This is a genomic window from Streptomyces sp. NPDC029956, assembly GCF_055574655.1.
This window is the reverse complement of sequence record NZ_JBVHZJ010000008.1, coordinates 91,447-116,490: the sequence shown is the minus strand read 5'-3', so window position 1 is coordinate 116,490 and position 25,044 is coordinate 91,447. Positions and strand designations below refer to the sequence as shown.

The following is a 25,044-nucleotide window of genomic DNA, read 5'->3' as shown; positions in this document are numbered from 1 at the left end:
GCGCGCCGCTCTCCGCGCGTTGGGCAGATCACATCGCTGAGCGCTTGCTTACTGGTAACGGACTGGGTGTACTGGCGAGTAATATTTCGGTCGGGGCGTCCGGCGCCCCGACCGGAAACCCGCCCTTCAGGCGCCTATGCTGCGAGCAACAAGGCAGCCCAGTTATGACGATGCAGTAGGAGAGCCGGCGTGAGCTTGAGGATCGTTGTCTGTGTGAAGTACGTGCCCGACGCGACCGGAGACCGTAAGTTCGCGGACGACCTGACGGTCGACCGCGACGACGTCGACGGCCTGCTGTCGGAGCTCGACGAGTACGCCGTCGAGCAGGCACTGCAGATCGCCGAAGAGGCGGACGACGCCGAGGTCACCGTGCTGACGGTCGGCCCCGAGGACGCCAAGGACGCGCTCCGCAAGGCGCTCTCCATGGGCGCCGACAAGGCCGTCCACGTCGAGGACGACGACCTCCACGGCACCGACGTCATGGGCACCTCGCTGGTGCTCGCCAAGGCGATCGAGAAGACCGGCTACGACGTCGTCATCGCCGGTATGGCCTCCACCGACGGCACCATGGGTGTCCTCCCGGCGATCCTCGCCGAGCGTCTGGGCGTCCCGCAGGTCACGCTGCTCTCCGAGGTCTCCATCGAGGACGGCGTCGTCAAGGGCCGTCGTGACGGCGACACCGCCTCCGAGCAGCTCGAGGCCTCCCTGCCGGCGGTCGTCTCCGTGACCGACCAGTCCGGCGAGGCGCGCTACCCGTCCTTCAAGGGCATCATGGCCGCCAAGAAGAAGCCGGTGGAGTCCCTGGAGCTGGACGACCTGGACATCGACGCGGACGAGGTCGGCCTCGCCGGCGCCTGGACCGCGGTCGACTCCGCCGCGGAGCGCCCGGCGCGCACCGCCGGCACGATCGTCAAGGACGAGGGCGAGGGCGGCAAGCAGCTCGCCGAGTTCCTCGCGAGCCAGAAGTTCATCTAAGGCTCGCGCGAGCCCCTCAGACCGCCCCTTTCGTTCGCAGGAGATTGAAGTCCCATGGCTGAGATTCTCGTCTACGTCGACCACGTCGACGGAGCCGTCCGCAAGCCCACCCTGGAGCTGCTGACCCTCGCCCGCCGCATCGGCGAGCCGGTCGCGGTCGCGCTGGGCAACGGCGCCGCCGACACCGCGGCCGTCCTGGCCGAGCACGGTGCCGTGAAGGTCCTCACGGCCGACGCGCCCGAGTTCACCGAGTACCTGGTCGTCCCGAAGGTCGACGCCCTCCAGGCCGCCTACGAGGCCGTGTCCGCCGCCGGCTCCCTGGCCGCCGTGCTCGTCCCCTCCTCCGCGGAGGGCAAGGAGATCGCGGCCCGCCTCGCGGTCCGCATCGGCTCCGGCATCATCACGGACGCCGTGGACCTGGAGGCCGGTGACGAGGGCCCGGTCGCGACGCAGTCCGCGTTCGCCGCCTCCTTCACCACCAAGTCCCGTGTCTCCAAGGGCACTCCGGTCATCACCGTCAAGCCGAATTCGGCCCCGGTCGAGGCCGCCCCGGCCGCCGGTGCCGTCGAGGCCCTCGCGGTCTCCTTCGGCGCGCTGGCCACCGGCACCAAGGTGACCGCCCGCACGCCGCGCGAGTCGACCGGCCGCCCGGAGCTCACCGAGGCCGCGATCGTGGTCTCCGGTGGCCGTGGCGTCAACGGTGCCGAGAACTTCGCCGTCATCGAGGCGCTCGCCGACTCGCTCGGTGCGGCCGTCGGCGCCTCGCGTGCCGCCGTCGACGCCGGCTGGTACCCGCACTCCAACCAGGTCGGCCAGACCGGCAAGTCGGTCTCGCCGCAGCTGTACATCGCCTCCGGCATCTCCGGCGCGATCCAGCACCGCGCGGGCATGCAGACCTCGAAGACGATCGTCGCGATCAACAAGGACGCCGAGGCGCCGATCTTCGACCTGGTCGACTACGGCGTCGTGGGCGACCTCTTCGATGTCGTCCCGCAGCTGACCGACGAGGTCGAGTCCCGCAAGGGCTGATCTCGCCGCGCAGGCGTGACCTGCGCTTCTGTACGGTCCCGGGGCCGCGTGGTGATGATCACCGCGCGGCCCCCGGTCGTTTCGGACAACCATTGACTCAGGTCCCGACGGACTACTAACTTCGCCATACGGATTGTTGATTCCGTGAAGCGGAAAATAGGAGGATGTGGGATGGGTCAGCAGGAGAAGGTGTCGACGAGCCTCGCGGGCGCGGTCAGCGAGGGCATCAGCGCCTCCCTCGCAGCGGTGGACGCCGAGCTGGACCGCCGCTACCCGGGAGACCCCGGCACCCGTCAGCCCGTCCACACCGTCTACGTCCCCGGCAACGTCTTCGAGGCCGGCACCATCCGTTCCTGGGGCGACCAGGCCCTCGCCGCCCTCGACGAGCACGCCCCGGACGCCGCCTCGTTCGCCGCCGTGCTCGGCCTCTCCGACGCCCTCGCCGAGGACGTCTACGGCCGCGTGCGCGCGAAGCTGGAACGTGAGCCGATCGAGGACCTGCGGGTCGACTTCGAGGACGGCTACGCCGGAGCCGACGAGGACCAGGACGCCGCCCGCGCCGCCCGGCTGATCTCCGAGGCGTACGCCGGGGGCACCGCCGCCCCGTACATGGGCATCCGGATGAAGTGCATGGAGTCCGCCGTACGCGACCGGGGCATCCGCACCACCGACGTCTTCCTCACCGGCCTCCTGGAGAACGGCGGCCTGCCCGACGGGCTCGTCCTCACCCTCCCCAAGGTCACCTACCCCGAGCAGGTCTCCGCCTTCGTCCGCCTCCTCGAGGCCTTCGAGAAGGCCCACGGCCTCGACGCCGGCCGCCTCGGCTTCGAGATCCAGATCGAGACCAGCCAGTCCATCCTCGCCACCGACGGCACCGCCGCCGTCGCCCGCATGATCGGCGCCGCCGAGGGCCGCGCCACCGGACTGCACTACGGGACCTTCGACTACAGCGCCTGCCTCGGCGTCTCCGCCGCGTACCAGGCCAGCGACCACCCGGCCGCCGACCACGCCAAGGCGATCATGCAGGTCGCCGCGGCGGGCACGGGCGTACGCGTCTCCGACGGCTCCACCAACGTCCTTCCGGTCGGCTCCACCGAGCACGTCCACGAGGCCTGGCGCCTCCACTACGGCCTCACCCGCCGTGCGCTCGCCCGCGCGTACTACCAGGGCTGGGACATGCACCCGGGCCACATCCCCACCCGGTACGCCGCCGTCTTCGCCTTCTACCGCGAGGGCTTCGAGGCCGCCGCCAAGCGCCTCTCCGCGTACGCCAACCACGCCGGCGGCGACGTGATGGACGAGCCGGCGACCGCCAAGGCCCTCAGCTCCTACCTGCTGCGCGGCATCGACTGCGGCGCCCTCGACACCGCCGAGGTCGACGCGCTCACGGGCATGAACCGCGCGGCCCTCGACCGCTTCGCGGCCCCGCGCCGCGGCGACCTGACGGCCTCCGCCGAGTAGGGGGAACGCCGTCGGGCCCCCGCCGCAGCGAGGGGGCCCCGACGGCGTCGTCCGGACGGCGGCTGCCCTGGCGGTCGTCGCCTCGACGGCGGCAGTCCCGGTGGGCGGCCCCCGCGCGGGCGGCCGCCGTCCCGGCGAACGTCGCTCAGACGGCCGAGGGCGGGATCTCGCCCGAACCGCGCGTCAGGAGCGTGGTGCCGAGCACCACCCGCTCCGGCGCGTCGTCGACCCCGTCGAGACGCCGGAAGAGGCGCTCCGCCGCCGTCCGGCCGAGCGCGGCCGCGTCCTGGGCGATGACCGTGATGCCGAGCAGGTCGGCCAGTTCCATGTCGTCGAAGCCGACCAGGGCCACCGGCCGGGGATGCCCCGCGAGGGCGCGGACCACCGTGACCATCACCCGGTTGTTCCCCGCGAACAGCGCCGTCACGGGCTCCGGCGCCTCCAGCATCTCCCGGACGGCCGCCCTCACCCGCTCCGGCTCCGTGGAGCCCGGCGAGACCCAGGCGCCGTCGACCGGCAGGCCCGCGTCCTCCATCGCCGCGCGGTAGCCCCGCAGCCGCTCGGACGCGGTGTGGATCCGGGGCCGGTCGCCGATGAAGCCGATCCGGCGGTGTCCGTGGGCGATCAGATGGGCCACGCCGTCGCGCGCCCCGCCGAAGCTGTCGGAGAGCACCGCGTCGGCGTCGATCAGTCCCGCGGGACGGTCGACGAAGACGGTGGCGACGCCCGCCCTGATCTCCGGCTCCAGATACCGGTGATCGTCACCGGCGGGGATCACGATCAGGCCGTCGACCCGGCGCGCGCAGAGGGCGAGCGCCAGCTCCTGCTCCCGGGCCGGGTCCTCGGCGCTGGAACCGTTGATGAGCAGCGCCCCGTGCGCCCGTGCGACCTCCTCGATCGCCCTGCTGAGCGGCCCGTAGAACGGGTCGGCGAGATCCTCGAGCACGAGGCCGACGGTCGCCGTCCTGCCCTTGCGCAGGACCCGCGCGCTGTCGTTGCGGCGGAAGCCGAGGACCTCGATGGCCTCCTGGACCCGTCGCTCGGTGTCCGGGGTGACCCCGGGTTCGCCGTTCACGACCCGGGACACCGTCTTCAGGCCGACGCCCGCGCGCGCGGCGACGTCCTTCATCGTGGGCCGGTTGCCGTAGCGGTGCTCGGTGCGGCGGGCGATGTCGGCCACGGTGCGCGGTTCCTCCGTCGAAGGTCGGGTCGTCCGGCCGAAGGGCGGTCCGGCCGGTCGTGCTGCGGTGTCTGATCGACTCCCTGGCCGAATCATAGAGCCTGGACAACGTTGTCACGGGAGGGGAGACTGTACGGAACGGGACACCATAGACAAGGTTCCGTTCGCCCGTCGCCGACTGGAGACCCCGCGCCCATGCAGACCGATCCCGCCACGGGCCCTCTCGACGGACTCGTCGTCGCTCTCGACATCGGGGGCACCAAGATCGCCGGCGCCCTGGTCGACGGTGAGGGGCGCATCCGCGTCCGCTCCCAGCGGCCCACGCCCGCGCGTGAGGACGGCGAGACGGTGATGGGCGCGGTCGGGGAGGTGCTCGCCGAACTCGCGGGCTCGCCCCTGTGGGAGGCGGCGGGGGCCGTCGGCGTCGGCAGCGCGGGCCCGGTCGACGCGTACCGGGGGACCGTCAGCCCGGTCAACGTGCCCGGCTGGCGCGACTTCCCGCTCGTCGAGCGGGTCCACAAGTCGACGGGCGGACGGCCCGTCACCCTGGTCGGCGACGGCGTGGCCATGACGGCCGCCGAGCACTGGCTCGGCGCCGCCCGCGGCCACGACAACGCCCTCTGCCTCGTGGTCTCCACGGGCGTCGGCGGCGGGCTCGTCCTCGGCGGCAGGGTCCACTCGGGTCCCACCGGCAACGCCGGACACATCGGCCACATGGTGGTGGACATGGACGGCGAGCCCTGCGCCTGCGGCGGACGCGGCTGTGTCGAACGCGTCGCCAGCGGCCCGCACATCGCCCGCCGCGCTCTGGAGCACGGCTGGCGCCCGGGGCCCGACGGAGACACCTCCGCGGCCGCCGTGGCCGCCGCGGCGCACGCCGGGGACCCGGTCGCCGTCGCCTCGTTCGAGCGGGCGGCCCAGGCCCTCGCGGCGGGCATCGCCGCGACGGCGACCCTCGTCGAGATCGACATCGCGGTCGTCGGCGGCGGGGTGGCGGGCGCCGGAGAGGTCCTCTTCGCCCCGCTGCGCCGGAGCCTCACCACGTACGCCACGCTCGACTTCGTCCGGAACCTGACGGTCGTCCCGGCCCTCACGGGCACCGACGCGGGCCTCCTGGGCGCCGCGGCGGCTGCGGTGTCCTGACGCGCCCGCCGGACGCCCGGCGGGCGGGCCGCCCCCGGCTCACTCCTCCCGTACCCGCTCGGCCGTCCGTTGTTCGACGATCACCAGGAAGGCGTCGGACTCCAGGTCCATGACGACCCGGGCCGGCACCCCCTCGTCCCTGCGCGCCCCGGCGAACTCCTCCGCCGGCCAGCTGCCCCGCGGGCCGCCGGCCGGAAAACGTTCGAGAACCCTACGACTCATTTCTCCGCACCCCCTCGTGCTTGCCGTTCTCAACGACCCCCGCGCGGAAGTGTCACGCTCATGCCCACGGGGACGCATATGCCAGGACATGCGTGCGGGGTTTTCGTGGCAGGGTGTTGGGGGCAATCCACAGGGGGCCGTCGAAGAGGGGGAAACGTGATCGTCTGGGTCAACGGTGCGTTCGGCGCGGGGAAGTCCGGCACCGCGCGCGAACTGGTCGATCTGATCCCGAACAGCACGCTGTACGACCCCGAGGTCACCGGCGGGGGCCTGCGCGGCCTTCTGCCGGCCAAGCGGCTCGCCGAGGTCGAGGACTACCAGGACCTGCCGATCTGGCGACGCCTGGTGGTCGACACCGCCGCAGCCCTGCTCGCCGAGCTCGGCGGCGTCCTGGTCGTCCCCATGACCCTGCTGCGCCAGGAGTACCGGGACGAGATCTTCGGCGGGCTCGCCGCCCGCCGCATCGACGTCCGCCATGTGCTGCTCGCCCCGGAGGAAACGATCCTGCGGCAGCGCATCGACGACAGGTCCGAGTACGACGACCCCGACGTCGACGCCCGCGTACGGGAGTGGTGCCACAGCCATCTCGCGCCGTACCGGGCCGCGCTCGACTGGCTCACCGAGGACGCGTACGTGGTCGACACGTCGGCGCTCACCGTGGCCGAGGCCGCCCGGTCCGTCGCCGAGGCGGTGCGGGCCGGCCACGCCGCCCCCTGCGGCATCGTCCAGACCCCGGAACCGACCGGCGAGACCGTCGCCGCCGGAGTCCTGCTCTTCGACGAGCGGGACCGCTTCCTCCTGGTCGACCCCACCTACAAGCCGGGCTGGGAGTTCCCCGGCGGCGTCGTCGAGGCCGGCGAACCCCCGGCCCGCGCCGGAATGCGCGAGGTGACCGAGGAGATAGGCCTCGAACTCGACGCCGTACCCCGCCTCCTGCTCGTCGACTGGGAACGCCCCGAGCCGCCCGGCTACGGCGGACTCCGCCTCCTCTTCGACGGCGGCACGCTCGGCTCCGCCGACACGGAGCGCCTCCACCTCCCGGGTGCCGAACTCCGCGACTGGCGCTTCGTCACCGAGGAGGAGGCCGCCGACCTGCTGCCCCCCGTCCGCTACCGCCGCCTCCGCTGGGCCCTGCGCGCCCGCGAGCGCGGCACGGTGCTCAACCTGGAGGCCGGGGACCCGGTGGGCTGAGCGCGACGACCGGGAGACCCGGGGAATCGGTGCACCGGGCGGGCCCGGCGGACCTGGTGGACCCGTGGACCGGCGGACCCGGGGTAAGGCGGACCCGTGGACCGGCGGACCCGGGGTCAGGCCGTGGCCGCCGCGGCCGCAGCGGTCAGCCGTTCCGCCGTGTCCGAGGTCACCGGAGCGCCGTGACCGCAGCACAACACCGACGGGCCCAGCTTCGCGAGCAGCCGCATCGAGTCCAGCGCGAGCGCACGGTCGACATGGAACACGCCGAACACCACGTCCGGCACCGACGCCACCGTGTCCCCGGTGAACAGCACGCCGTGGCGCGGGAGATGGACCCCGATCGAACCGGGCGTGTGGCCGGGGGAATGCACCACCACCGCCCCGCCGCCGAAGCCGAGCACCTCTCCGTCCTCGACCTCCCGGTCGACCCGGGTCGGCGGCGCCTCCGGCGCGGTCACACCGTGCTCGAACAGCGGGATCTCCCAGTCCAGGAGGTGCGGCTCCGGCACCGGCGCCTCGCCCCGGATCACCGGCGCGTCGAGCCCGTGCGCGAGGATCTCGGCACCGTGCCGGTCGGCCAGCTCCTGCGCCGAGCCCACATGGTCCCGGTGGCAGTGGGTCAGCACGATCCGGCCGAGCCGGTCCGGGTCCAGGCCGGCGGACCGTATCGCCGCGGCCGTCTGGTCCGCCATGCCGGCCCAGCCGGCGTCGATCAGGGTCAGCTCCTCCTCGTCCTGCCAGAGGTAGGCCTGGCCGATGGAGTAGTCGAGGAGGTGCAGTCGCGGGGTGATCCTGGTGAGCTCGATGGATGCCATACGGCGAACCTACGTATCTCCGCAGGTCCGCCGTATGCTTCTACGCTCTCGGCGAGCTTCGCCGAACGCTGAACCTGTCCGACCGTCAGTTCTGCTTCGAGTGCGCGTAGTTGAGCAGGAAGTGCGCCTCGGCCACGGACAGCCGCTCCAGCTCCTCCGGCGAGACGGACTCGTTGGGGGCGTGGATCTGGGCCTCCGGCTCGCTCAGACCGATCAGCAGGATCTCCGACTCCGGGTACAGCGAGGCCAGCGTGTTGCACAGCGGGATCGAGCCGCCCATGCCCGCCGTCTGCATCTCCTGGCCGGGGTACGCGATCCGCATCGCCTCGGCCATCGACGCGTACGCCGGGCTCGACGTGTCGGCCTGGAACGGCTGGCCCTGACCGACCTGTTCGAGGGAGACCCGGGCGTTCCACGGCGTGTGCTTCTCGATGTGCGCGAAGAGCAGCTTCGTCACCTCGGCGGAGTCCAGACCCGGCGGCACCCGCAGGCTGAGCTGGGCGCGGGCCGAGGACGGGATCGACGGGGTCGCCCCGGCCACCGGGTGGCAGTCGATGCCGATGACGGTGACGGCGGGACGCGCCCAGATCCGGTCGGCGACCGTACCGGCACCCGGCAGGGACACCCCGGTGAGGACCTTGGCGTCCTGGCGGAAGTCCTCCTCCGGGTACTGCAGCCCCTCCCACACCTGGTCGCCGGGCAGCCCGTCGATGACCGTGGAACCGTCCGGGCCACGCAGCGAGTCCAGTACGCGGATGAGCGCGGCCAGCGCGTCCGGCGCGGCGCCGCCGAACTGACCGGAGTGCAGATTGCCCTCCAGGGTGTCGATCCCCACCCGGATCATCGTCATGCCGCGCAGGGTCGCGGTCACGGTCGGCAGACCCACCCGGAAGTTGCCCGCGTCGCCGATCACGATCGCGTCGGAGACGAGCAGTTCGGGGTGCTGCTCCGCGTACCGCTCGAGACCGCCGGTGCCCTGCTCCTCGGAACCCTCGACGATCACCTTGACCGTCACGGGAATGCCGCCGTTCGCCTTGAGGGCGCGCAGCGCGAGCAGGTGCAGGATGAAGCCGCCCTTGCAGTCGGCCGTGCCACGCCCGTACCAGCGCCCGTTCCGCTCCGTCAGCTCGAACGGCGGGGTGAGCCAGGCGGACTCGTCCAGCTTCGGCTGCACGTCGTAGTGCGCGTACAGGAGGACGGTCGGCGCGCCGGCCGGGCCGGGCAGGATGCCGTACACGGCCTGCGAGCCGTCCGGCGTGTCGAGCAGTGCCACGTCCTGGAAGTCCTCGGCGCGCAGCGCGTCCGCGACCCAGTTCGCGGCGCCCTCGCACTCGCTGCGGGGCGCCACGGCCTCGTCCGCCACCGACTCGAAGGCCACCAGCTCCGTGAGCTCGGCCTTGGCACGGGGCATCAGGGACCGGACGGTCTCGGCGATCGGATTCGAGGTCATGGGCACGCTCCTGATGGGTGCGACGTTTACGACGTAGGGACGGTGTTCGGCGTATGTCGTGGTACGGCGAACGCACCGCCGATCCTACGGCGCGGGCCTCTGGCTACCGCGCCGTAGGATGCGTCAGGAGCAGACCACCGGTCGGATCAGGAGCAGAAGCACATCGTGAGCAGCGAGCAAGCGGAGAACGCCGGTCCGGAGAACACCGCGCCCGAAGGCGCGGCTCCTGAGGGCGTCACGGACGAGGTGTCGGACGCGATGTCGGACGAGGTCACGGACGAGGTGCCGGACGCGACGTCGGACGAGGTGTCGGACGAGGTCACGGACGCCGAGGCGTCCCACGTATCGCACGACGGAGTGCCCGCCGAGGAGGCCTTGGACGCCGTGGACGACGATGCCCTGACCGCCCCGGATGCCGTGACCGTCCCGGGCGGTGCGACCGCCCCGGACGGTCTGGACGGCCCGGCGGGCGAGAACACCGAGGTCTGGGACGTCGTGGTCGTCGGCGCGGGGCCCGGCGGCGCGTCCGCTGCCTACGCGGCGGCGGTGGCCGGGCGACGGGTGCTGCTCCTGGAGAAGTCCGAGCTGCCCCGGTACAAGACCTGCGGCGGCGGCATCATCGGCCCCTCCCGCGACTGTCTGCCGCCCGGCTTCGAACTGCCCCTCCAGGACCGGGTGCACGCCGTCACCTTCTCCCTGGACGGCCGTTTCGCCCGTACCCGCCGCTCGCGGAAGATGCTCTTCGGGCTCATCAACCGCCCGGAGTTCGACGCCCAGCTCGTCGAGCACGCCCAGAAGGCGGGCGCCGAGCTGCGGACCGGGGTCACGGTGACCCGCGTGGAGCAGCACGGCCCGGCGGTGCCGGACCGGCGGACCGTCGCCGTGGTCCTCGCCGACGGCGAGACCGTGCTCGCGCGCGCGGTCGTCGGCGCCGACGGCAGTGCCAGCCGGATAGGCGCGCATGTCGGAGTGAAGCTCGGTCAGGTCGACCTGGGCCTTGAGGCGGAGATTCCCGTACCGCCGTCCGTGGCCGAGGACTGGAAGGGCCGCGTCCTCATCGACTGGGGTCCGATGCCCGGCAGTTACGGGTGGGTGTTCCCCAAGGGCGACACCCTGACGGTCGGCGTCATCTCGGCACGCGGCGAGGGCGCCGCCACCAAGCGGTACATGGAGGACTTCGTCGCCCGGCTCGGCCTGTCCGGTTTCGAGCCCACGATCTCCTCCGGCCATCTGACACGCTGCCGCACCGACGACTCGCCGCTCTCCCGCGGCCGGGTCCTCGTCTGCGGTGACGCGGCGGGGCTGCTGGAGCCGTGGACGCGTGAGGGCATCTCGTACGCGCTCCGCTCGGGCCGGCTGGCCGGCGAGTGGGCGGTACGGGTCGCCGAGGCCAACGACGCGGTCGACGCACGGCGTCAGGCCCTGAACTACGCCTTCGCCATCAAGGCCGGGCTCGGGGTCGAGATGGCCGTCGGGCGGCGGATGCTCGCCGTGTTCGAGCGGCGGCCGGGGCTGCTGCACGCCACGCTGACGGGGCTGCGTCCCGCCTGGAACGCGTTCGCCGACATCACGCGGGGTTCGGCGACGCTCGGCGGCATGGTCCGCTCGAACGGCATGGCCCGGCGGGCCCTGGAGATGCTCGACAAGCGCATGGACACCTCGTCGGGCGTCGGCCCGGCGGGCCGGGGCGTCGGCAAGGGCGAGCGGTCGGCACCCGAGGCCGAGGCGAACGCCGAGGTGAAGGCGGAGGCACAGGCCGAGGTGAAGGCCGAGGTGAAGGCCGAGGGGCAGTCCGGCGCGAAGGCCGACGCTTCCGCGAAGCCGGAGGCTCCCGGGGCCCCGGAAGCGGTCTGACGCTGCGAAGGCGCACCTGGCGCACCTGGCGCGCATCTGGCGCACATGAAGTGAGGGAAGCGGACGGGCTCCGCCGCTCCGGCCGGTTTCACGCGGCGGGAGTGGTGGGGCCCGTCGGCGTGACGCGGAAGACGGGGTGCTTCGGCGCGACGGCGCGCAACTCCTCGTCGGATGAGTCGGGGCCGACGCCGCCGAAGAAGACGCCGACCTCGGCCTTCCAGCGCTTGAGGTAGGCGCGCAGCAGCACGGGCTTGTCGTCGTCGGCGACCTCCACGGCGATGAAGTCCTGCACGTGCTTGCCGAGGATCAGCTGCCCGCCGCCGGCCACCCGCATGTTGTGGGTCCACTGGACGTGGCCGCGGGGGGCCACGAGGTAGCGGACGCCGTCCACCGTCAGGAGGTTGACGGGGGTACGGCGCCACTCGCCGCTCTTGCGGCCGCGGACGGCGAGCACGCGGGAGCCCCAGACGCTGAAGCCGCGGCGGGTCACCCAGGCGACGGTGCGGTTGAAGACGTTCACGGTGAACCAGCCGGGCTTGATGACGTGGGCGGCCGGGTCGGAGTGGGTGGGCCGTGCGGACATGGGTTCCTCCTGAGGGATCGAGCGGTGCTGAGTGGTGCGGGTGTCGACAGGTGTCGAGCGGTATCGGTCGGGAGCAAAGTGTGAGCACTGCTCTCGCTTGATTCGAGCTTGCCGGAATCGCCGCTCACAATCAAGAGCGCTGCTCTCTTTTCGTGTCGCCGCTCTGAAAGTGGCACACTGCTCTCCATGACGACCGTTCAAGGAGCCCGCGCCCGCGCCCGTATCGAGATCACCGCCGCCATCAAGGACGAGGCCCGTACCCAGCTCGCTGCCGAGGGTGCCGCGAAGCTGTCCCTGCGGGCCGTCGCCCGTGAGCTGGGCATGGTCTCCTCCGCGCTCTATCGCTACTTCCCGAGCCGCGACGATCTGATCACCGCACTGATCGTCGACGCGTACGACGCGATCGGCGCCGCGGCGGAGAAGGCCGCCGCCGAGGCGGCGGGCCGGCGTCCCCTGGACCGGTGGACCGCCGTGTGCCGGGCCGTCCGCGACTGGGCCGTCGCCCACCCGCACGAGTACGCCCTGATCTACGGTTCCCCCGTTCCCGGCTACAGCGCACCCCAGGACACGATCGTCCCCGCCTCCCGCGTCGGCCTCGTCCTCGTCGAGACCGCGCGCAGCGCGCACACCGGCGAGGGGGTCGCCCTGCCGCCGCTCCCGGAGGAGCTCCGCCCCGAAGCCGCCCGCCTGGCCGCCGACATCGCCCCGGACCTCCCCCCGGCCCTCGCGCTCGCGCTCGCGGCCGCCTGGTCACAGCTCTTCGGGCTGATCTCCTTCGAGGTGTTCGGCCACTTCCGCAACATCGTCGAGGAGCACGACGCCTTCTTCGAGGCGGCCGCACGCCGCCTCGGCCAGGACGTGGGCCTGCTGCCGCGCGGCTGAACCCTCTGGGCGCGCCCCGTGAGCCAAGCCCACCTCCATGAGAGCCCGCCTCCATGACCTGCCGACCCGTGGTCGCACCCGTACGGACGGGACGCCGTCTACTCCGCCGGGAGTACGGGTGACCACCCCGCCGGGCTGACGTTTCCACGGGTCCCGCACGGCTAGCGTGGCGGACATGGACCAGGAGCGGAGGCGCGGGCACGAGCTCGGACTGGGCCGCGGGCGCGGCGCGGGGCCGACACGCGGGCCGGGGGAGCGGCGGGCGCGCGAGCACCAGTCGCACGATCACCGGGCGGACGGGCATCGGGCAGGCGCGCAGGGGGCGGACGTGCACGGGGCGGACGGGCGACCGGGCAGGCCGGCCGGCCGCGCGGGGGGCCGGTGGCAGCGCGGGGCCGGCGACAGCGCTCTTCCCTGGCGGTCCACGCTCCTGATCGCCGTGGTCGTCATGGCGGGAACCGGGTTCGCCGCGAGGAACCAGCCCGACCGGGAGGCACTCGACGCGCTCGGCCGTGCCCTGCTGCTCCTGGGAGCGGCGCCCCTGCTGTTCCGTCACCGGTGGCCGGTGCCCGTGGTGTTCGGCGTCGCGGCCGTCACCCTCGGCTATCTGGCGGCCGGTTACCCGTACGGCCCGGTGTTCGTCATGGTCGCCGTCGCCTGTTTCGCGGCCGTCGTCCACGGACACCGCACCGCCGCCGCCTGGGCCCTCGGCCTGCTCTGGGCAGGCCATCTGCTGCTCTCGCACTGGCTCTACCGCTGGCTGCCCCCGGCGGGCGACGGGCCCGCCCCCTGGGGGCAGGAGCTGCCCGCGGCCGCGTTCGCCGTCGCCGTACTGGCCGCCTCCGAGACGGTTCGCGTACGGCGCGAGCAGCGGGCGCAGCTGCGGGCCGACCGGGCCGCCGCCGAGCAGCGGCGCGCCGACGAGGAACGGCTGCGTATCGCCAGGGAGCTCCACGACGTGCTCGCCCACTCGATCTCCGTGATCAACGTGCAGGCCGGGGTCGGTCTCGCCCTCCTGGACTCCGACCCCGAACAGGCCCGCACCGCGCTGACCACCATCAAGGCGGCCAGCAAGGAGGCGCTCGGCGAGGTGCGCCAGGTCCTCGACACCCTCCGCACCCGAGGCGACGCGCCCCGCGCCCCCGCCCCCGGACTCGACCGGCTCCCCGAACTCGTCGAGCAGGCCGGCGCCGCGGGCCTCACCGTCACCGTCGCGACGACCGGACCGCGTACCGGCCTGCCGCCCGGCGCCGACCTCGCCGCCTTCCGGATCGTGCAGGAGGCGCTCACCAACGTGGTGCGCCACTCCGGCTCGCGTACGGCCAGGGTGAGGATCGGCTACGGCTCCGGCGAGCTGGACCTGACGGTCGACGACGACGGCCCGGCCACCGGCACCGAGGCGGGTGGCAGCGGCAACGGACTCGCCGGCATGCGGGAGCGGGCCGCGGGCCTCGGCGGCGGCATCGAGGCCGGCGCACGCCCGGACGGCGGCTTCCGCGTCCACGCCGTACTCCCGTTCCCCCAGGAAGAACCCCCGTCACCGCAGGAGACCCCGTGATCCGAGTACTGCTCGCCGACGACCAGTCGCTGGTCCGGGCTGGGTTCCGCGCGCTGCTCGACGCCCAGCCGGACATCGAGGTCGCGGGGGAGGCCGCCGACGGCGACGAGGCCGTCGAGCGGGTACGCGCACTGCGCCCCGACGTCGTCCTCATGGACATCCGGATGCCCCGGCTCGACGGTCTCGGAGCCACCCGCCGCATCACGGACGACCCGGACCTCGCCGAGGTCCGGGTCGTCATGCTGACCACCTTCGAACTCGACGAGTACGTCTTCGAGGCGATCCGTGCGGGCGCCTCCGGATTCCTGGTCAAGGACACCGAGCCGGAGGAGCTGCTGCGGGCCGTGCGCGCCGTGGTCCACGGGGACGCCCTGCTCTCCCCGGGCGTCACCCGCCGCCTGATCGAGGAGTTCGCGGCCCGTTCCAAGGCCCCGGGGGCGACGGAGTCCCTCGGAGCCCTGACCGAGCGGGAACGGGAGGTGATGGCCCTGGTGGGCATCGGCCTGTCGAACGAGGAGATCGCCCGCCGGCTGGTCGTCAGCCCCCTCACGGCCAAGACCCACGTCAGCCGCGCCATGGTGAAGCTCGGTGCCCGGGACCGGGCCCAACTCGTCGTCATGGCCTACGAGTCGGGTCTGGTACGCCCCGGCTGGCTCGGCTGACCGCGGACGGGAGCCCGGCCGACGCCCGCGGGTCCCGTCGGGCGGTACGTCGCCCGACGGGACCCGGAGCGCATCCTCCTAGTCGCGGACCGCGACCTCCGCCGGGGCGTTCTCGGTGGCCGTGCCGGTCCCGGCGGCCGTGGCGCTCGTGTCCGACGGCGTGGAGCGGGCGACGACGACCGACGGCTCGGCGTCCTGCTTCCGCTTCGTCCGGAGGCCCGGCAGCGTGATGAGCAGTCCGGCCAGGGCGATGACCGTGACCACGGCCAGTCCCGGACGGAAGTCGTCCAGGACCGCCTGCGGGGAGGCGGTGCCCTCGCCGCCGTCCGCGGTGATCACGGCGGTGACGACGGCGAGGAACAGCGCGCCGCCGACCTGGATCGAGGTGTTGAGGAGCCCCGACACCATGCCCTGCTCGTCGTCGTCGACCCCGTTGGTCGCCTGGATGTTGAGCGAGGGGAACACCAGCGCGCAGGCCGCGCCGAGCAGCAGCATCGACGGCAGGATGACGGCGGCGTACTGCGGGGTGAGGGAGATCCGCAGGAACAGCGCGTACGCGACGACGAGGAGCGTGAAGCCGGCGGCGATCACCCGGGGGGTGCCGAAGCGGTCCACGATGCCGCCGATCTTGGTGGAGGAGAGCGCCACGAGCACTCCGGCCGGCAGGAAGGCGAGGGCCGTCTGGAGCGCGGACCAGTGGAGCAGTGACTGCATGTACTGGGTGACGATGAACTGGAAGGCGACGTACGAGCCGAAGAACGCCGCCGCGCCGAGCTGGGCCCGTACCTGCGAGCCGGAGCGCAGCACCCCGAGCCGTACGAGAGGACTCGCGCTGCGGCGTTCGATCAGGACGAAGGAGACGAGCAGGGCGGCGGTGACGGCGAAGGACAGCAGGGTGCGCACGGAGGTCCAGCCCGTCTCGGGGGCCTGGACGACGGTGAAGACGAGCAGCAGCATCGCGGCCGTGCCGGTGACGGCGCCCGGCAGGTCGTAGCCGCCGGAGGAGTTCTCCCGGGCGCTGTGCGGGATGAGGCGGAGCGCGAAGACCAGGGCGATGAGGGCGACGGGTGCGGGGAGCAGCATCGTCCAGCGCCAGCTCAGCTCGGTGAGGAGCCCGGACAGGACCAGACCCATCGAGAAGCCGGTGGCGGCGCAGGTGGTGTAGATGGACAGGGCCCGGTTGCGCTGCGGGCCCTCCTTGAAGGTCGTGGTGATGATCGACAGGCCGGCGGGGGCGGTGAAGGCGGCGCTCAGCCCCTTGATGAAGCGGCTGGCGATCAGGAGGGGGCCGGAGTCGACGAGTCCGCCGAGCAGGGAGGCGAGTGCGAAGACGGCCAGTGCGATGAGGAAGACGCGGCGGCGACCGAGCAGATCGGCGGCGCGGCCGCCGAGGAGGAGCAGGCCGCCGTAGCCGAGGATGTAGCCGCTCACGATCCACTGGAGGGTGGCGGTGGAGAGGCCGAGGTCGGTGGCGATCGAGGGCAGGGCCACACCGACCATGGAGACGTCGAGGGCGTCGAGGAACATCGCGGCGCAGAGCACGAGCAGGGTGCCCCAGAGGCGCGGACTCCAGCGTTCCTGCGCGGAGTCGGACACACCGGTGGGCGCGTCGGTGAGCGGAGAGGTCATGGTCAGGACGGTACATGCACGTGCATTGAATGCAAGTGCATTTAATGCACGTGCAACAAAAGAGGTGGTTTCTGCTACCGTGCGGCCATGGCAGCGAACAAGTCCGAACGCGCGCTCGTGGACGAGTGGCGTGACGTCCTCGCCCTGCACGCCCGTACGACCTGTGAGCTCGACCGGGCGCTCCATCCGCACGGCCTCGGCGCCAGCGACTTCGAGGTCCTCGACGTGCTCGCGGAGGGCGCGGCGGAGGACGGCCCGGGCTCCTGGCGGGTCCAGGAACTGGCCGGCCGGGTCCACCTCAGCCAGAGCGCCTTGTCCCGGCTGATCGCGCGCCTGGAGAAGGACGGCCTGGTCGTACGGGGGATGTGTGCCGAGGACCGGCGCGGTGTCCAGGTGAAGCTGACCGAGAAGGGCCTTGCCCGCCACGCCGAGGTCCGGCCGCTCCAGCGCGATGTGCTGACCCGGATGCTGGACGGGACGGCCTGAGGGGTCCCGGGGTCGGGATCAGGTGATCCCGGAGGTCTCGCGCCACACCCGTGCGAGCTCCTCGTCGCCGGTGAGCGTCACCGCGTCGACGGGCAGCCGGTTCCACAGGACGAGGTACAGCCGGTCGGCGGCCCCCGCGAGTTCGGTGTCCACCGGCTCTGCGACCCGACCGTCGCGCTCGGTCCGGGGCGGCTCGGTCGCCGAGAGCCGCACGGTCCACACGTCGCCCGTGTCGGTCGCCCTCACCCGCAGCGTCCGGGGCTCGGCCGTCCGCACCCGGCTGCGGTTCCGGCCGTGGAACCGGATCAGCAGCTCGTCGATGCCGTCGACCGCGACCGCCGGCTCCACCGGCAGCGGTCCCGCCGCGAGCGCCGACTCGGCGTCCGCGCGGTGGACGGTGGTCTCGTGCGCCTGCCGCCGCGCCCAGAAGGCGAGCGGCGAGGGCGCGGGCAGGAAGGTCCAGCACTCCAGTGACTCCGGCGCCGCCCGCAGAGCGGCGACCAGAGCCGCGTGCCCCGCGCGGAAGTGGGCCAGGAGCTCGTCACCGTCGAGCGAGGTCTCGCCACCGTCCGGCTGATACGTGGTGCGCGCGTGGGCCACGAGATCCGTAGCCCAGCTGTGCACCATCGCGGTGTGCCGGAGGAGGTCCCGAATCCGCCACCCGGGACAGGTCGGCACCTCCGCGTCCGGACCGGCCTCGGCCGCCGCCACCGCGAGGGCCCGGCCGGCGGCCTCCAGGGCGTCGATGTGATCGACGACCCTCAACGTTCCCTCATGCGACGCGTCCATGGACGAAGTCTCCCAGCCGCGGTCCCGCCGAGGGCTCAACTCGTACGAGAAGCTCCGGCGTTCCGCGCCCAGTAGCCCATGGCGGCGGCACCGGCGGCCAGCACGGCGACGGTCGTGAGCGCCACCGGCAGGGAGAACCAGTCGGCCAGGAACCCGATGGACGGCGGGCCGAGCAGCATGCCCCCGTAACCGAGCGTGGACGCGGTCGCCACCCCGCTGGGGCCGGCGACGGCACCGGCGCGGGCCACGGCGACGGGGAAGATGTTGGCGAGCCCGAGACCGGTGATCGCGAAGCCGAGCAGCGTGGCCCAGATGCTCGGCGCGAGTGCGCCGAGCAGCATGCCGGCGGCGGCCGTGGCGCCACCGAGGACCAGGGTCCGGGTCTGGCCGAGGCGTTCGAGCAGGGCGGTGCCGGAGAGGCGCCCCGCTGTCATGGTCAGCGCGAACACGGAGTATCCGGCGGCCGCCACCCCCGGGTGTGCACCGAGGTCCTGCTCCAGGTGGAGGGCGCCCCAGTCGGCGAGTGCGCCCTCGCCGTACGCCGTGCAGAGCGCGATCACGCCGAAGACGAGGACGACGCGCCGCGACCCGCCGGACCGCGCGCCCTTCGTACCGGCCGCGGGCGTCAGGGATTCGGGCGCCGGTGCGGGGGAGGGGTGGCGCAGGAGTACGGGCCCGGCGACGGTGGTGAGCGCCAGTCCGACCACCGTCAGCCCCAGCAGGTGGGCGGTCGGGGAGAGGCCCCCGGCGAGCAGGCCGCCGAGCCCCGCGCCGATCATGCCGCCGAGGCTGAACGCGGCGTGGAAGCTGGGCATCACCGGGCGCCGCAGCGCGGTCACGAGATCGACGGCGGCGCTGTTCATGGCGACGTTGATCCCGCCGTACGCGGCGCCGAACACGAGCAGGACGAGACCGAGGGCCAGCGGCGACCGGGTGAGCGCCGGCAGGGCGACCGACAGCGACAGGAGTACGGCGGTGGCGACGGTGACGACGTGGGAGCCGTACCGACGGCAGAGCCGCCCGGTCAGCGTCATGGTGATGACGGCGCCCGCGGACACCCCGAGGAGGGCGAGGCCGAGGTCACCGGCCGAGGCACCGGTCTGCTGCTTGACGGCGGGGATCCGGACGACCCAGCCGGCGAACAGGAAGCCGTCGAGGGCGAAGAAGAGGGTCAGGGCGAAGCGGAGGCGGGACAGGGAGTGGGTGGCGGTGTCTCCGCCGGAGCCCCCCGGAACGGCCGTCCGTACTTTGTTTAGTAGCGGCACAAACTCAGGATAGGGGGATGCCCCGGCCGCAATCAAGCGAGCGGCGGGCGAACCTGGGAGCGGCCCTTGATCATCGGAGCCGCGGACTCCTCCCGGCGGCCTCCGCTCCGGGGCGATACGCGCACGGCGTGACGCTGTCCGGGTGACAAAGCCCAGGTCATCGCAGTGTGGGCACTCCCCAACGGGCCACTGGAGAGCATCGTTTCTGCGCGCGTACGACCCCGAGATCCGAATGCCCTGCATTGGAGTGAGACGCCGTGTCTCGCCTTTTCCGGAGGCGTTTGACCGGCAGACGAGCACCTTCTGGCCCGTCATCCCGAGATCTTGAGGAGTAGTCATGCGTTCTCTCGCCGCGTCTGTCCTGGCCGTGGGCATCCTGCTGGGCGGCGCCGGTTCCGCGCTGGCCGACGACGGATTCGGGGCGGGGTACTTCTCCGCCGGTGGCGCGGGCTTCAGCTCGCACTGCGCGGTGGCCGGCGTTCCGGCCGTGTACGGAACGATCTTCACCGGCTCGTGTTCGGAGAAGGGCTGGGAGAAGGGCCCGGAGGGCGCGTTCCTCGGCGCCCACTGACCTGACACCGGTCGGGCGAGGCCGCAGACCTCGCCCGGCCACCCCCACTCCGGAGGCAGGTCCGCAGGCAGGTCCGCACGGCGGACCGGAGCGTTCCCCGCCGGCGCCCACGAGGGCCCCGCCCGACCACCCGCCGGACGCAGACCCCACCGAGCCCCCGCCTGGCGGCCCAAGCCCCCGGCGGCCCAAGCCGCGCCCGGCGGTCCAGGCCGCGCGCCGCGGACCACCCCGCCCGGCGGCCCCACGCTCCGGTGCAGGCGCCCAGGGGGACATCCCGCCCCCCGATCATGGGAGACTCGCCCCCATGAACGGCAAGGCGACGACGACCCGGACACGGCTGGACAGGGGGCGCAACGCGCTCGGCCCCGCACTGGAGCTGGTGCACACCGGCAGGGCTCCCACCAGGGCCGTCCTCACCGCCGAGCTCGGCGTCACCCGTGCCACCGCCGGTGCGGTCGCCGCGGAACTGGAGGCCCTCGGCCTCATCCGCGTGGACTCGAACCCCGGCGCCGCCGCGGGCTCCCAGGGCCGCCCCTCCCACCGCCTCGCCGTCGACGAGAAGGGCCCCGTCGCCCTCGCCGCCCAGGTCCACGCCGACGGCTTCCGCGCCGCACTCGTCGGCCTCGGCGGCACCCTCGTGGCCACCGTCCCCGGCTGCGTCACCGTCTCCGCCGACCCGGCCCAGGTCCTCGGCGAGGTCGTCGAGGCCGGAGTCGCCCTGCTCAGGGAGAGCGGCCGCCGCTGCGTCGGCGCGGGACTCGCCGCCCCCTCGGCCGTGGCGGAGCCCGAGGGCACCGCGCTGAACCCGCTGCACCTCGCCTGGCCCGCCGGAGCGCAGGTCCGGGAGATCTTCGCCGAGCGGGTACGGGCCGCCGGCATCGACGGCCCCGCCTTCACCGGAAACGACGTGAACCTCGCCGCGCTGGCCGAGCACCGCCATGGCGCGGGCCGCGGCGCCCGCGACCTGCTCTGCGTGGCCACCGGCCACCGAGGCGTCGGCGGGGCCCTCGTCCTGGACGGGCGCCTGCACACCGGCAGCGCGGGCCTCGCCCTGGAGGTCGGCCACCTCACGGTGAACCCGGAGGGCCGCGCGTGTCACTGCGGCGGCCGTGGCTGCCTGGACGTGGAGACCGATCCGCTCGCCTTCCTGACGGCCGCGGGCCGCGCCCCCGGCCCTGAGGTGTCCCTGCTCCAGCAGTCCCGCGACCTGCTGCGCACGAGCCCCGACGACCCGGGCGTACGGGTCGCGGTGGGGGAGCTGATCGACCGTCTGGGTCTCGGCCTCGCGGGCCTGGTGAACATCCTCAACCCGGACCGGATCATCCTCGGCGGCCTCCACCGCGAGCTGCTCGACGCGGACCCGGAGCGCCTCCGCGCGGTCGTCGCCGACCGCAGCCTCTGGGGCCGCAGCGGCGGAGTGCCGATCCTCCCGTGCACCCTGGACCACAACAGCCTCGTCGGTGCCGCCGAACTGGCGTGGCAGCCGGTGCTGGACGATCCGCTGGCGGCGCTGAGCCGCGAGCGGGTCTGACCGCCCGCCCCGCCTGAACGGGTCCGACCACCGGCCCCGCCGGGGACGTCACGCCTGCGGGTCGGGCCGCCCCTCGGCGAGCGCGGCCAGCCGTTCCAAGGCCATCCGCGTACCGGCCTCGTTGTCGGCGGCGGGCACGCCGTCGGGAACCCCTTCGTGTACGAGGACCACCTCCGTGCCGCCCTCCAGGGCGATCAGGGTCGTGGTGAGGGTCATGGGGCCCTGAAGCCCCGGATCCGAGGTCTCGAACTCGGTGATCTCGACGACGCGTTCGTCCGGGAGCAGCTCCACGAAGCGCCCGTGGTACGTGTCCGTGCGGGCCCCCGACTTGCCGGTTCCGTCCGCGGTGTCGTAGCTGAGGGAGACCCGGAAGGTTCCGCCCTCGCGCGCGTCGAACTCGTGGACCTCGCAGGTCATCCCGTACGGAACGCGCCAGCGCGCGACCGCCTCCGGGTCGAGGAGGGCCCGGTAGACGGCCGAGGGCGGGGCGTCGACATGGCGGGACACGCGCGTCGTGTACACATCTCCCAGGCTAGGCCCTGTCGTCGAACTCCCGCCTGCGGGCGACGACGGGAGTCTGACGACAGTGCCTAGGGGCTGAGGGCGGCCTCGCCTAGAGGCTGAGGGCGTCCTCCGCGTTCGTCATCCACGCGGTCACCGAGTTCTTGTCCGGCGACACGTACAGGCCCGGGGTCGAGACCTTGAGCGGCTTCTGCTCCAGGTCGGAGTCGGTGCTCATCGTCATCGCGATCGAGTGGACGGTCGTCCCCTTGCCGTCCTTGAGGCCGCCCATGAGCCCGGCGTACGCCGACTGCCCCGGCGCGAGCCGGATCGCGTCCTCGATCCCGGGGGCCGGACCCCGCTCGACGGCTTGCCCGTCGAGGGCGCCGAAGGTGACGACGGGGTGTCCCAGGGCCCGGCAGGGCTTGCTGCCCTTGTTGGTGATCTTCAGCAGGTAGCTGCTGGTCGTGGGCTCCGCCAGGGTCGCGGTGAAGGTCACGTCGAAGGTGCTGCAGGGGAACACGTCGTAGTCGGGGTCGACCGACGGCGACGCCGGCTTCGAGGGGGCCGGGGCCTTCGGGGGAGTGCCCGTCGGAGCCTTGCTCGGTGTGTCCGTGGGGGCCGCGGTCGGTGCGTCCGTCGGCGTCACGGACTTCGACGGAGTCGCCGACGGCGCTGCGGGACCGCCCGCCGCCCCGTCCTCGTCGGGCCCGCAGGCGGTCAGCGCGACGGCGGCGAGGGCGACGAGGAGGGCGGCGGATCTGCGGACGGTGCTCATGATGGTGTCCCCCGATGAGAAGCGCGCACAGCGCGGTACTGGACGAACTGATCAGATGCGATCTGACCCGGTCCGAGCTTGGCCGGCCCGAACTCCAGGGTCCCGAAGAAACTTCACGGCTTGGTGACGACGGCTTGCCGAATTCACCACGGCGTCGGCCGGGCCGGCCCTCGACGCGGAACCCCATCGGCCGTAATCCCCTGGCCGGTGCCGGTCGGACGACGTACCGTTCCCCCTCATGACCGTTTCTGATCATGATCTTCCTCCGCGTCTCGGCAGCCTCACCTTCCACAGTCCGCTCTCCGAGGCCCGTGCGACGCGCATGGTCCGGCGGCTCGCCGCCGTCGAGCCCGCCGATGTGCTCGACATCGGCTGCGGCTGGGGCGAGTTGCTGCTCCGCGTCGTCGAGGCCGCGCCGGCGGCCAAGGGTGCCGGGATCGACATCAACGGCGAGGACCTGGCCCGCGGCCGGGCCCTGGCCGAGGCCCGAGGCCTCGCCGACCGCGTCGAGTTCATCGAGGAGTCGGCGTTCGGCACCGGGCGGGGACCCGTCGACGTGCTCCTCTGCCATGGATCGAGCCAGGCCCTCTGCGACCCCGAGCAGCCGTACGACCTCGCCGCGGCCCTGAGCGAACTCCGTCGTCTCGTCAGGCCCGGAGGGCATGTCGTGCTCGGTGAGTGCTTCTGGGACCGCACTCCCACCGCCGACGAACTGGCCGGGATGTGGCCGGGCGCGAACGAGGGGGAGCACACGTCCCTCGGCGCCCTCGTCGACCTCGCGGTCGAGGCGGGGTTCCGGCCCGCGTGGATCGAGACGGCGACCGCCGAGGAGTGGGAGGAGTTCGAGTCGGGCTACCGGTACGACACAGAGCTCTGGCTCGCCGCCCACCCCGACCACCCGCTCGCCGCCGAGACCCGGGAGCGCGTCGACCGGCAGCGCTCGACATGGGTGAACGGCTACCGGCGCGTCCTCGGCATGGCCTACCTGACGCTCGTCGCCGTGGCCTGACCCCTCAGGCAGGGGGGGGGCGGACGGCCCGGTCCCTACCGATGCGCGACCGACGAGCCGGGTCCTCCAGAGCCGCGGCCGACGGGTCCGGTCCCTGCTGATCCGCGGCCGGCAGGTCCGGTCCTTACTGATCCGCGGCCGGCGGGCCCGGTCTCACCACTGCCGCCCGGCCCCCAACCGCCCACGCCCCGGGGCGGACAGATGCAGAACCCGGAAGCGCTCGCCCTCGTCGGGGGGCGCTTCCGTGCCGGCCCACAGGGTGAAGACGAGCAGTTCCCAGTGGCGCGGATCGACCGCCAGGGCGGAGGCCACCACCCCGTCCCGCCGCGCCACGCGCGCGTGCCGGGCCACCGCGTCCGCCACGGCCTCGCCGGGCGGGACTCCCTCGCCGAGAGGGACCCTGCGGCGCGTCGCGGAACCCGGCACCGCACCGGACGCGGGCCCCTCCTCGTACGAAAGGCCCGGCCAGTGCTGCACGACGGGCCGGCCGAAGTCGTGCACGATGCCCTGGAAACCCGGGCCCCAGAGGAAGGAGTTCATGCCCTCGGGGGTGGCCCAGAGATAGAACGGCGCGTACTGGTTGACCGGCGACGCGTCCCCGAGCTCCCGCACCAGGTACGCCTTCAGGCCGAGCCCGGGGAAGTCGTCCAGCAGATGGCCCCTCGTCGCCACCCGCTCGCGAATGATCCCCATGTCGTAATCGGCGGGCAGGGTGATCTCGTACTGCATGGCGTGCAAGGGAAGGCTCCCATCGTCTTTCGGGGAGGGCGTGTTCAGTCGACGGAGGTACGTGGGGCGAGCAGGCTCAACAACCCCCGTACGGCACGGTCGAAGGGCTCCCGCGCCCCCGTCGCGCGCGCCAGTACGTATCCGCCCTGCACGGTTGCCAGGACCGTCGCCGCGATGTTCTCCGCGTCGAGGCCTGCGCTCAACTCGCCTTTGTCCAGGCCCTCCTGGGCGACCGCGGCGAGCTGGGCCCGCATTCGCACGAGCACCTCGTCGACCGGCGCGCGGAGTACGGGATCGGCGACGACCTCGGGATCCATCGTCAGCCGGCCCACCGGGCAGCCCCGCAGGACGTCCCGCTCGCGCAGCAGATAGGCCTCGATGCGGGAGTACGCCGTGCCGTCCCCGCTCAGGACGGCCTCGGCGGCGGCGCCCATCTCCTCGGCCGTACGCCGGATCGCGGCGAGCGCCAGATCGGGCTTGCCCGCGAAGTGGTGGTACATGCTGCCCTGGCCCGCCCCCGCCGCCTGCTGCACGGCCTTGGGGCTGGTCCCCACGTACCCCCGCTCCCACAGGAGCTCGCGGGTCGCCTCGATCAGTCGCTCGGAGGTGCTCATGACCGCACTGTACATACCAGTAGGTACAGGAGGGAAGGAGGGCTGGAGCCGCCCCGTACTCCCGCCGTCGTACACGCGATGCCGCTGCCCGTACGACGCGCCCGACCCCCGTCCGGAGGGAGTCTCGAACCACC

Annotated in this window: 25 protein-coding genes; 13 read left to right on the top strand and 12 right to left on the bottom strand. The window is 73.1% G+C overall.

Annotation, left to right across the window (positions count from 1 at the left end; all coding sequences use genetic code 11):
- Window positions 1-189: 189 nt before the first annotated feature.
- The 3 genes from ACZ4XX_RS08795 to ACZ4XX_RS08785 all read left to right on the top strand — a co-directional run bounded on the left by ACZ4XX_RS08795 (window position 190) and on the right by ACZ4XX_RS08785 (window position 3,465).
- On the top strand, window positions 190-975 hold the full coding sequence (locus tag ACZ4XX_RS08795) for an electron transfer flavoprotein subunit beta/FixA family protein (RefSeq protein WP_319311862.1): 786 nt from the start codon (window positions 190-192) through the stop codon (window positions 973-975).
- Between the two features lie 54 nt (window positions 976-1,029).
- Window positions 1,030-2,004, top strand: a complete 975-nt coding sequence (locus ACZ4XX_RS08790; protein ID WP_468507230.1) for an electron transfer flavoprotein subunit alpha/FixB family protein — start codon at window positions 1,030-1,032, stop codon at window positions 2,002-2,004.
- A 171-nt stretch (window positions 2,005-2,175) separates the two neighbouring features.
- Complete coding sequence (locus ACZ4XX_RS08785) at window positions 2,176-3,465, top strand: DUF6986 family protein (protein ID WP_468507229.1); 1,290 nt, start codon at window positions 2,176-2,178, stop codon at window positions 3,463-3,465.
- A 145-nt stretch (window positions 3,466-3,610) separates the two neighbouring features.
- On the opposite strand, the gene ACZ4XX_RS08780 is transcribed toward ACZ4XX_RS08785, so the two are convergent.
- Complete coding sequence (locus ACZ4XX_RS08780) at window positions 3,611-4,645, bottom strand: LacI family DNA-binding transcriptional regulator (RefSeq protein WP_468507228.1); 1,035 nt, start codon at window positions 4,643-4,645, stop codon at window positions 3,611-3,613.
- Window positions 4,646-4,840: 195 nt separating this feature from the next.
- Here ACZ4XX_RS08780 and ACZ4XX_RS08775 point away from each other — a divergent pair, with 195 nt between their 5' ends.
- Window positions 4,841-5,788: an ROK family protein gene (locus ACZ4XX_RS08775; protein ID WP_468507227.1), complete on the top strand. Its 948-nt coding sequence runs from the start codon at window positions 4,841-4,843 to the stop codon at window positions 5,786-5,788.
- A 39-nt stretch (window positions 5,789-5,827) separates the two neighbouring features.
- Here the strand turns inward: ACZ4XX_RS08775 and ACZ4XX_RS08770 are convergent, their stop codons facing one another.
- Entirely contained in the window at window positions 5,828-6,010 is a 183-nt protein-coding gene (locus ACZ4XX_RS08770; RefSeq protein ID WP_327160675.1) for a hypothetical protein, read from the bottom strand.
- Between the two features lie 156 nt (window positions 6,011-6,166).
- Between ACZ4XX_RS08770 and ACZ4XX_RS08765 the strand changes: the two genes are divergently transcribed.
- Window positions 6,167-7,201, top strand: a complete 1,035-nt coding sequence (locus ACZ4XX_RS08765) for an NUDIX domain-containing protein (protein WP_468507226.1) — start codon at window positions 6,167-6,169, stop codon at window positions 7,199-7,201.
- Window positions 7,202-7,317: 116 nt separating this feature from the next.
- On the opposite strand, the gene ACZ4XX_RS08760 is transcribed toward ACZ4XX_RS08765, so the two are convergent.
- Both ACZ4XX_RS08760 and ACZ4XX_RS08755 read right to left on the bottom strand, forming a co-directional pair.
- Window positions 7,318-8,019: an MBL fold metallo-hydrolase gene (locus ACZ4XX_RS08760; RefSeq protein ID WP_468507225.1), complete on the bottom strand. Its 702-nt coding sequence runs from the start codon at window positions 8,017-8,019 to the stop codon at window positions 7,318-7,320.
- Between the two features lie 85 nt (window positions 8,020-8,104).
- A complete protein-coding gene (locus ACZ4XX_RS08755; RefSeq protein ID WP_468507224.1) occupies window positions 8,105-9,469 on the bottom strand; it encodes a M20/M25/M40 family metallo-hydrolase in 1,365 nt (454 codons plus the stop codon).
- A gap of 258 nt (window positions 9,470-9,727) precedes the next feature.
- Between ACZ4XX_RS08755 and ACZ4XX_RS08750 the strand changes: the two genes are divergently transcribed.
- Window positions 9,728-11,323 carry a geranylgeranyl reductase family protein gene (locus ACZ4XX_RS08750; protein WP_468507327.1) on the top strand — a complete coding sequence of 532 codons (1,596 nt, stop codon included), beginning with the start codon at window positions 9,728-9,730 and terminating at the stop codon, window positions 11,321-11,323.
- An 88-nt stretch (window positions 11,324-11,411) separates the two neighbouring features.
- Here ACZ4XX_RS08750 and ACZ4XX_RS08745 read toward each other — a convergent pair whose 3' ends face one another.
- Window positions 11,412-11,906 carry a nitroreductase/quinone reductase family protein gene (locus ACZ4XX_RS08745; protein WP_468507223.1) on the bottom strand — a complete coding sequence of 165 codons (495 nt, stop codon included), beginning with the start codon at window positions 11,904-11,906 and terminating at the stop codon, window positions 11,412-11,414.
- A 186-nt stretch (window positions 11,907-12,092) separates the two neighbouring features.
- Between ACZ4XX_RS08745 and ACZ4XX_RS08740 the strand changes: the two genes are divergently transcribed.
- From ACZ4XX_RS08740 to ACZ4XX_RS08730, 3 genes are all read left to right on the top strand, one after another.
- A complete protein-coding gene (locus ACZ4XX_RS08740; RefSeq protein WP_468507222.1) occupies window positions 12,093-12,788 on the top strand; it encodes a TetR/AcrR family transcriptional regulator in 696 nt (231 codons plus the stop codon).
- 175 nt (window positions 12,789-12,963) lie between these two features.
- On the top strand, window positions 12,964-14,346 hold the full coding sequence (locus tag ACZ4XX_RS08735) for a sensor histidine kinase (RefSeq protein WP_468507221.1): 1,383 nt from the start codon (window positions 12,964-12,966) through the stop codon (window positions 14,344-14,346).
- A complete protein-coding gene (locus tag ACZ4XX_RS08730; RefSeq protein ID WP_468507220.1) occupies window positions 14,343-15,008 on the top strand; it encodes a response regulator transcription factor in 666 nt (221 codons plus the stop codon). The genes ACZ4XX_RS08735 and ACZ4XX_RS08730 overlap by 4 nt, the downstream gene beginning before the upstream one ends.
- 78 nt (window positions 15,009-15,086) lie before the next feature.
- Here ACZ4XX_RS08730 and ACZ4XX_RS08725 read toward each other — a convergent pair whose 3' ends face one another.
- Window positions 15,087-16,637, bottom strand: a complete 1,551-nt coding sequence (locus ACZ4XX_RS08725; RefSeq protein WP_468507219.1) for an MFS transporter — start codon at window positions 16,635-16,637, stop codon at window positions 15,087-15,089.
- An 87-nt stretch (window positions 16,638-16,724) separates the two neighbouring features.
- Between ACZ4XX_RS08725 and ACZ4XX_RS08720 the strand changes: the two genes are divergently transcribed.
- A complete protein-coding gene (locus tag ACZ4XX_RS08720) occupies window positions 16,725-17,123 on the top strand; it encodes a MarR family winged helix-turn-helix transcriptional regulator (RefSeq protein WP_468507218.1) in 399 nt (132 codons plus the stop codon).
- An 18-nt stretch (window positions 17,124-17,141) separates the two neighbouring features.
- Here ACZ4XX_RS08720 and ACZ4XX_RS08715 read toward each other — a convergent pair whose 3' ends face one another.
- Together ACZ4XX_RS08715 and ACZ4XX_RS08710 are read right to left on the bottom strand one after the other, a co-directional pair.
- Window positions 17,142-17,888: a maleylpyruvate isomerase family mycothiol-dependent enzyme gene (locus ACZ4XX_RS08715; RefSeq protein ID WP_468507326.1), complete on the bottom strand. Its 747-nt coding sequence runs from the start codon at window positions 17,886-17,888 to the stop codon at window positions 17,142-17,144.
- Window positions 17,889-17,947: 59 nt separating this feature from the next.
- Window positions 17,948-19,177: an MFS transporter gene (locus ACZ4XX_RS08710; RefSeq protein WP_468507217.1), complete on the bottom strand. Its 1,230-nt coding sequence runs from the start codon at window positions 19,175-19,177 to the stop codon at window positions 17,948-17,950.
- A 337-nt stretch (window positions 19,178-19,514) separates the two neighbouring features.
- On the opposite strand from ACZ4XX_RS08710, the gene ACZ4XX_RS08705 reads away from it, so the two are divergent.
- Window positions 19,515-19,748 carry a hypothetical protein gene (locus ACZ4XX_RS08705; RefSeq protein WP_468507216.1) on the top strand — a complete coding sequence of 78 codons (234 nt, stop codon included), beginning with the start codon at window positions 19,515-19,517 and terminating at the stop codon, window positions 19,746-19,748.
- A 304-nt stretch (window positions 19,749-20,052) separates the two neighbouring features.
- Window positions 20,053-21,279 carry an ROK family protein gene (locus ACZ4XX_RS08700; RefSeq protein WP_468507215.1) on the top strand — a complete coding sequence of 409 codons (1,227 nt, stop codon included), beginning with the start codon at window positions 20,053-20,055 and terminating at the stop codon, window positions 21,277-21,279.
- A 48-nt stretch (window positions 21,280-21,327) separates the two neighbouring features.
- Here the strand turns inward: ACZ4XX_RS08700 and ACZ4XX_RS08695 are convergent, their stop codons facing one another.
- Window positions 21,328-21,801: an SRPBCC family protein gene (locus ACZ4XX_RS08695; protein ID WP_468507214.1), complete on the bottom strand. Its 474-nt coding sequence runs from the start codon at window positions 21,799-21,801 to the stop codon at window positions 21,328-21,330.
- Window positions 21,802-21,892: 91 nt separating this feature from the next.
- Window positions 21,893-22,558 (bottom strand): DUF4232 domain-containing protein, encoded by a 666-nt coding sequence (locus ACZ4XX_RS08690; RefSeq protein ID WP_468507213.1) that lies wholly within the window; start codon window positions 22,556-22,558, stop codon window positions 21,893-21,895.
- A gap of 238 nt (window positions 22,559-22,796) precedes the next feature.
- On the opposite strand from ACZ4XX_RS08690, the gene ACZ4XX_RS08685 reads away from it, so the two are divergent.
- Entirely contained in the window at window positions 22,797-23,567 is a 771-nt protein-coding gene (locus tag ACZ4XX_RS08685; RefSeq protein WP_468507212.1) for an SAM-dependent methyltransferase, read from the top strand.
- Between the two features lie 153 nt (window positions 23,568-23,720).
- Here the strand turns inward: ACZ4XX_RS08685 and ACZ4XX_RS08680 are convergent, their stop codons facing one another.
- Both ACZ4XX_RS08680 and ACZ4XX_RS08675 read right to left on the bottom strand, forming a co-directional pair.
- Window positions 23,721-24,305, bottom strand: coding sequence for a DUF4865 family protein (locus ACZ4XX_RS08680; RefSeq protein ID WP_468507211.1), 585 nt, complete (start codon window positions 24,303-24,305; stop codon window positions 23,721-23,723).
- A gap of 35 nt (window positions 24,306-24,340) precedes the next feature.
- Window positions 24,341-24,925 carry a TetR/AcrR family transcriptional regulator gene (locus ACZ4XX_RS08675; protein WP_468507210.1) on the bottom strand — a complete coding sequence of 195 codons (585 nt, stop codon included), beginning with the start codon at window positions 24,923-24,925 and terminating at the stop codon, window positions 24,341-24,343.
- Window positions 24,926-25,044 lie beyond the last annotated feature (119 nt).

Excerpts from the sequence above, each read along its gene's own strand:
- ACZ4XX_RS08790 (WP_468507230.1), top strand. The coding sequence starts at position 1,030 with ATGGCTGAGATTCTCGTCTACGTCGACCACGTCGACGGAGCCGTCCGC.
- ACZ4XX_RS08785 (WP_468507229.1), top strand. The coding sequence starts at position 2,176 with ATGGGTCAGCAGGAGAAGGTGTCGACGAGCCTCGCGGGCGCGGTCAGC.
- ACZ4XX_RS08775 (WP_468507227.1), top strand. The coding sequence starts at position 4,841 with ATGCAGACCGATCCCGCCACGGGCCCTCTCGACGGACTCGTCGTCGCT.
- ACZ4XX_RS08770 (WP_327160675.1), bottom strand. The coding sequence starts at position 6,010 with ATGAGTCGTAGGGTTCTCGAACGTTTTCCGGCCGGCGGCCCGCGGGGC.
- ACZ4XX_RS08760 (WP_468507225.1), bottom strand. The coding sequence starts at position 8,019 with ATGGCATCCATCGAGCTCACCAGGATCACCCCGCGACTGCACCTCCTC.
- ACZ4XX_RS08755 (WP_468507224.1), bottom strand. The coding sequence starts at position 9,469 with ATGACCTCGAATCCGATCGCCGAGACCGTCCGGTCCCTGATGCCCCGT.
- ACZ4XX_RS08750 (WP_468507327.1), top strand. The coding sequence starts at position 9,728 with ATGTCGGACGAGGTCACGGACGAGGTGCCGGACGCGACGTCGGACGAG.
- ACZ4XX_RS08745 (WP_468507223.1), bottom strand. The coding sequence starts at position 11,906 with ATGTCCGCACGGCCCACCCACTCCGACCCGGCCGCCCACGTCATCAAG.
- ACZ4XX_RS08740 (WP_468507222.1), top strand. The coding sequence starts at position 12,093 with ATGACGACCGTTCAAGGAGCCCGCGCCCGCGCCCGTATCGAGATCACC.
- ACZ4XX_RS08735 (WP_468507221.1), top strand. The coding sequence starts at position 12,964 with ATGGACCAGGAGCGGAGGCGCGGGCACGAGCTCGGACTGGGCCGCGGG.
- ACZ4XX_RS08725 (WP_468507219.1), bottom strand. The coding sequence starts at position 16,637 with ATGACCTCTCCGCTCACCGACGCGCCCACCGGTGTGTCCGACTCCGCG.
- ACZ4XX_RS08720 (WP_468507218.1), top strand. The coding sequence starts at position 16,725 with ATGGCAGCGAACAAGTCCGAACGCGCGCTCGTGGACGAGTGGCGTGAC.
- ACZ4XX_RS08705 (WP_468507216.1), top strand. The coding sequence starts at position 19,515 with ATGCGTTCTCTCGCCGCGTCTGTCCTGGCCGTGGGCATCCTGCTGGGC.
- ACZ4XX_RS08700 (WP_468507215.1), top strand. The coding sequence starts at position 20,053 with ATGAACGGCAAGGCGACGACGACCCGGACACGGCTGGACAGGGGGCGC.
- ACZ4XX_RS08690 (WP_468507213.1), bottom strand. The coding sequence starts at position 22,558 with ATGAGCACCGTCCGCAGATCCGCCGCCCTCCTCGTCGCCCTCGCCGCC.
- ACZ4XX_RS08685 (WP_468507212.1), top strand. The coding sequence starts at position 22,797 with ATGACCGTTTCTGATCATGATCTTCCTCCGCGTCTCGGCAGCCTCACC.
- ACZ4XX_RS08675 (WP_468507210.1), bottom strand. The coding sequence starts at position 24,925 with ATGTACAGTGCGGTCATGAGCACCTCCGAGCGACTGATCGAGGCGACC.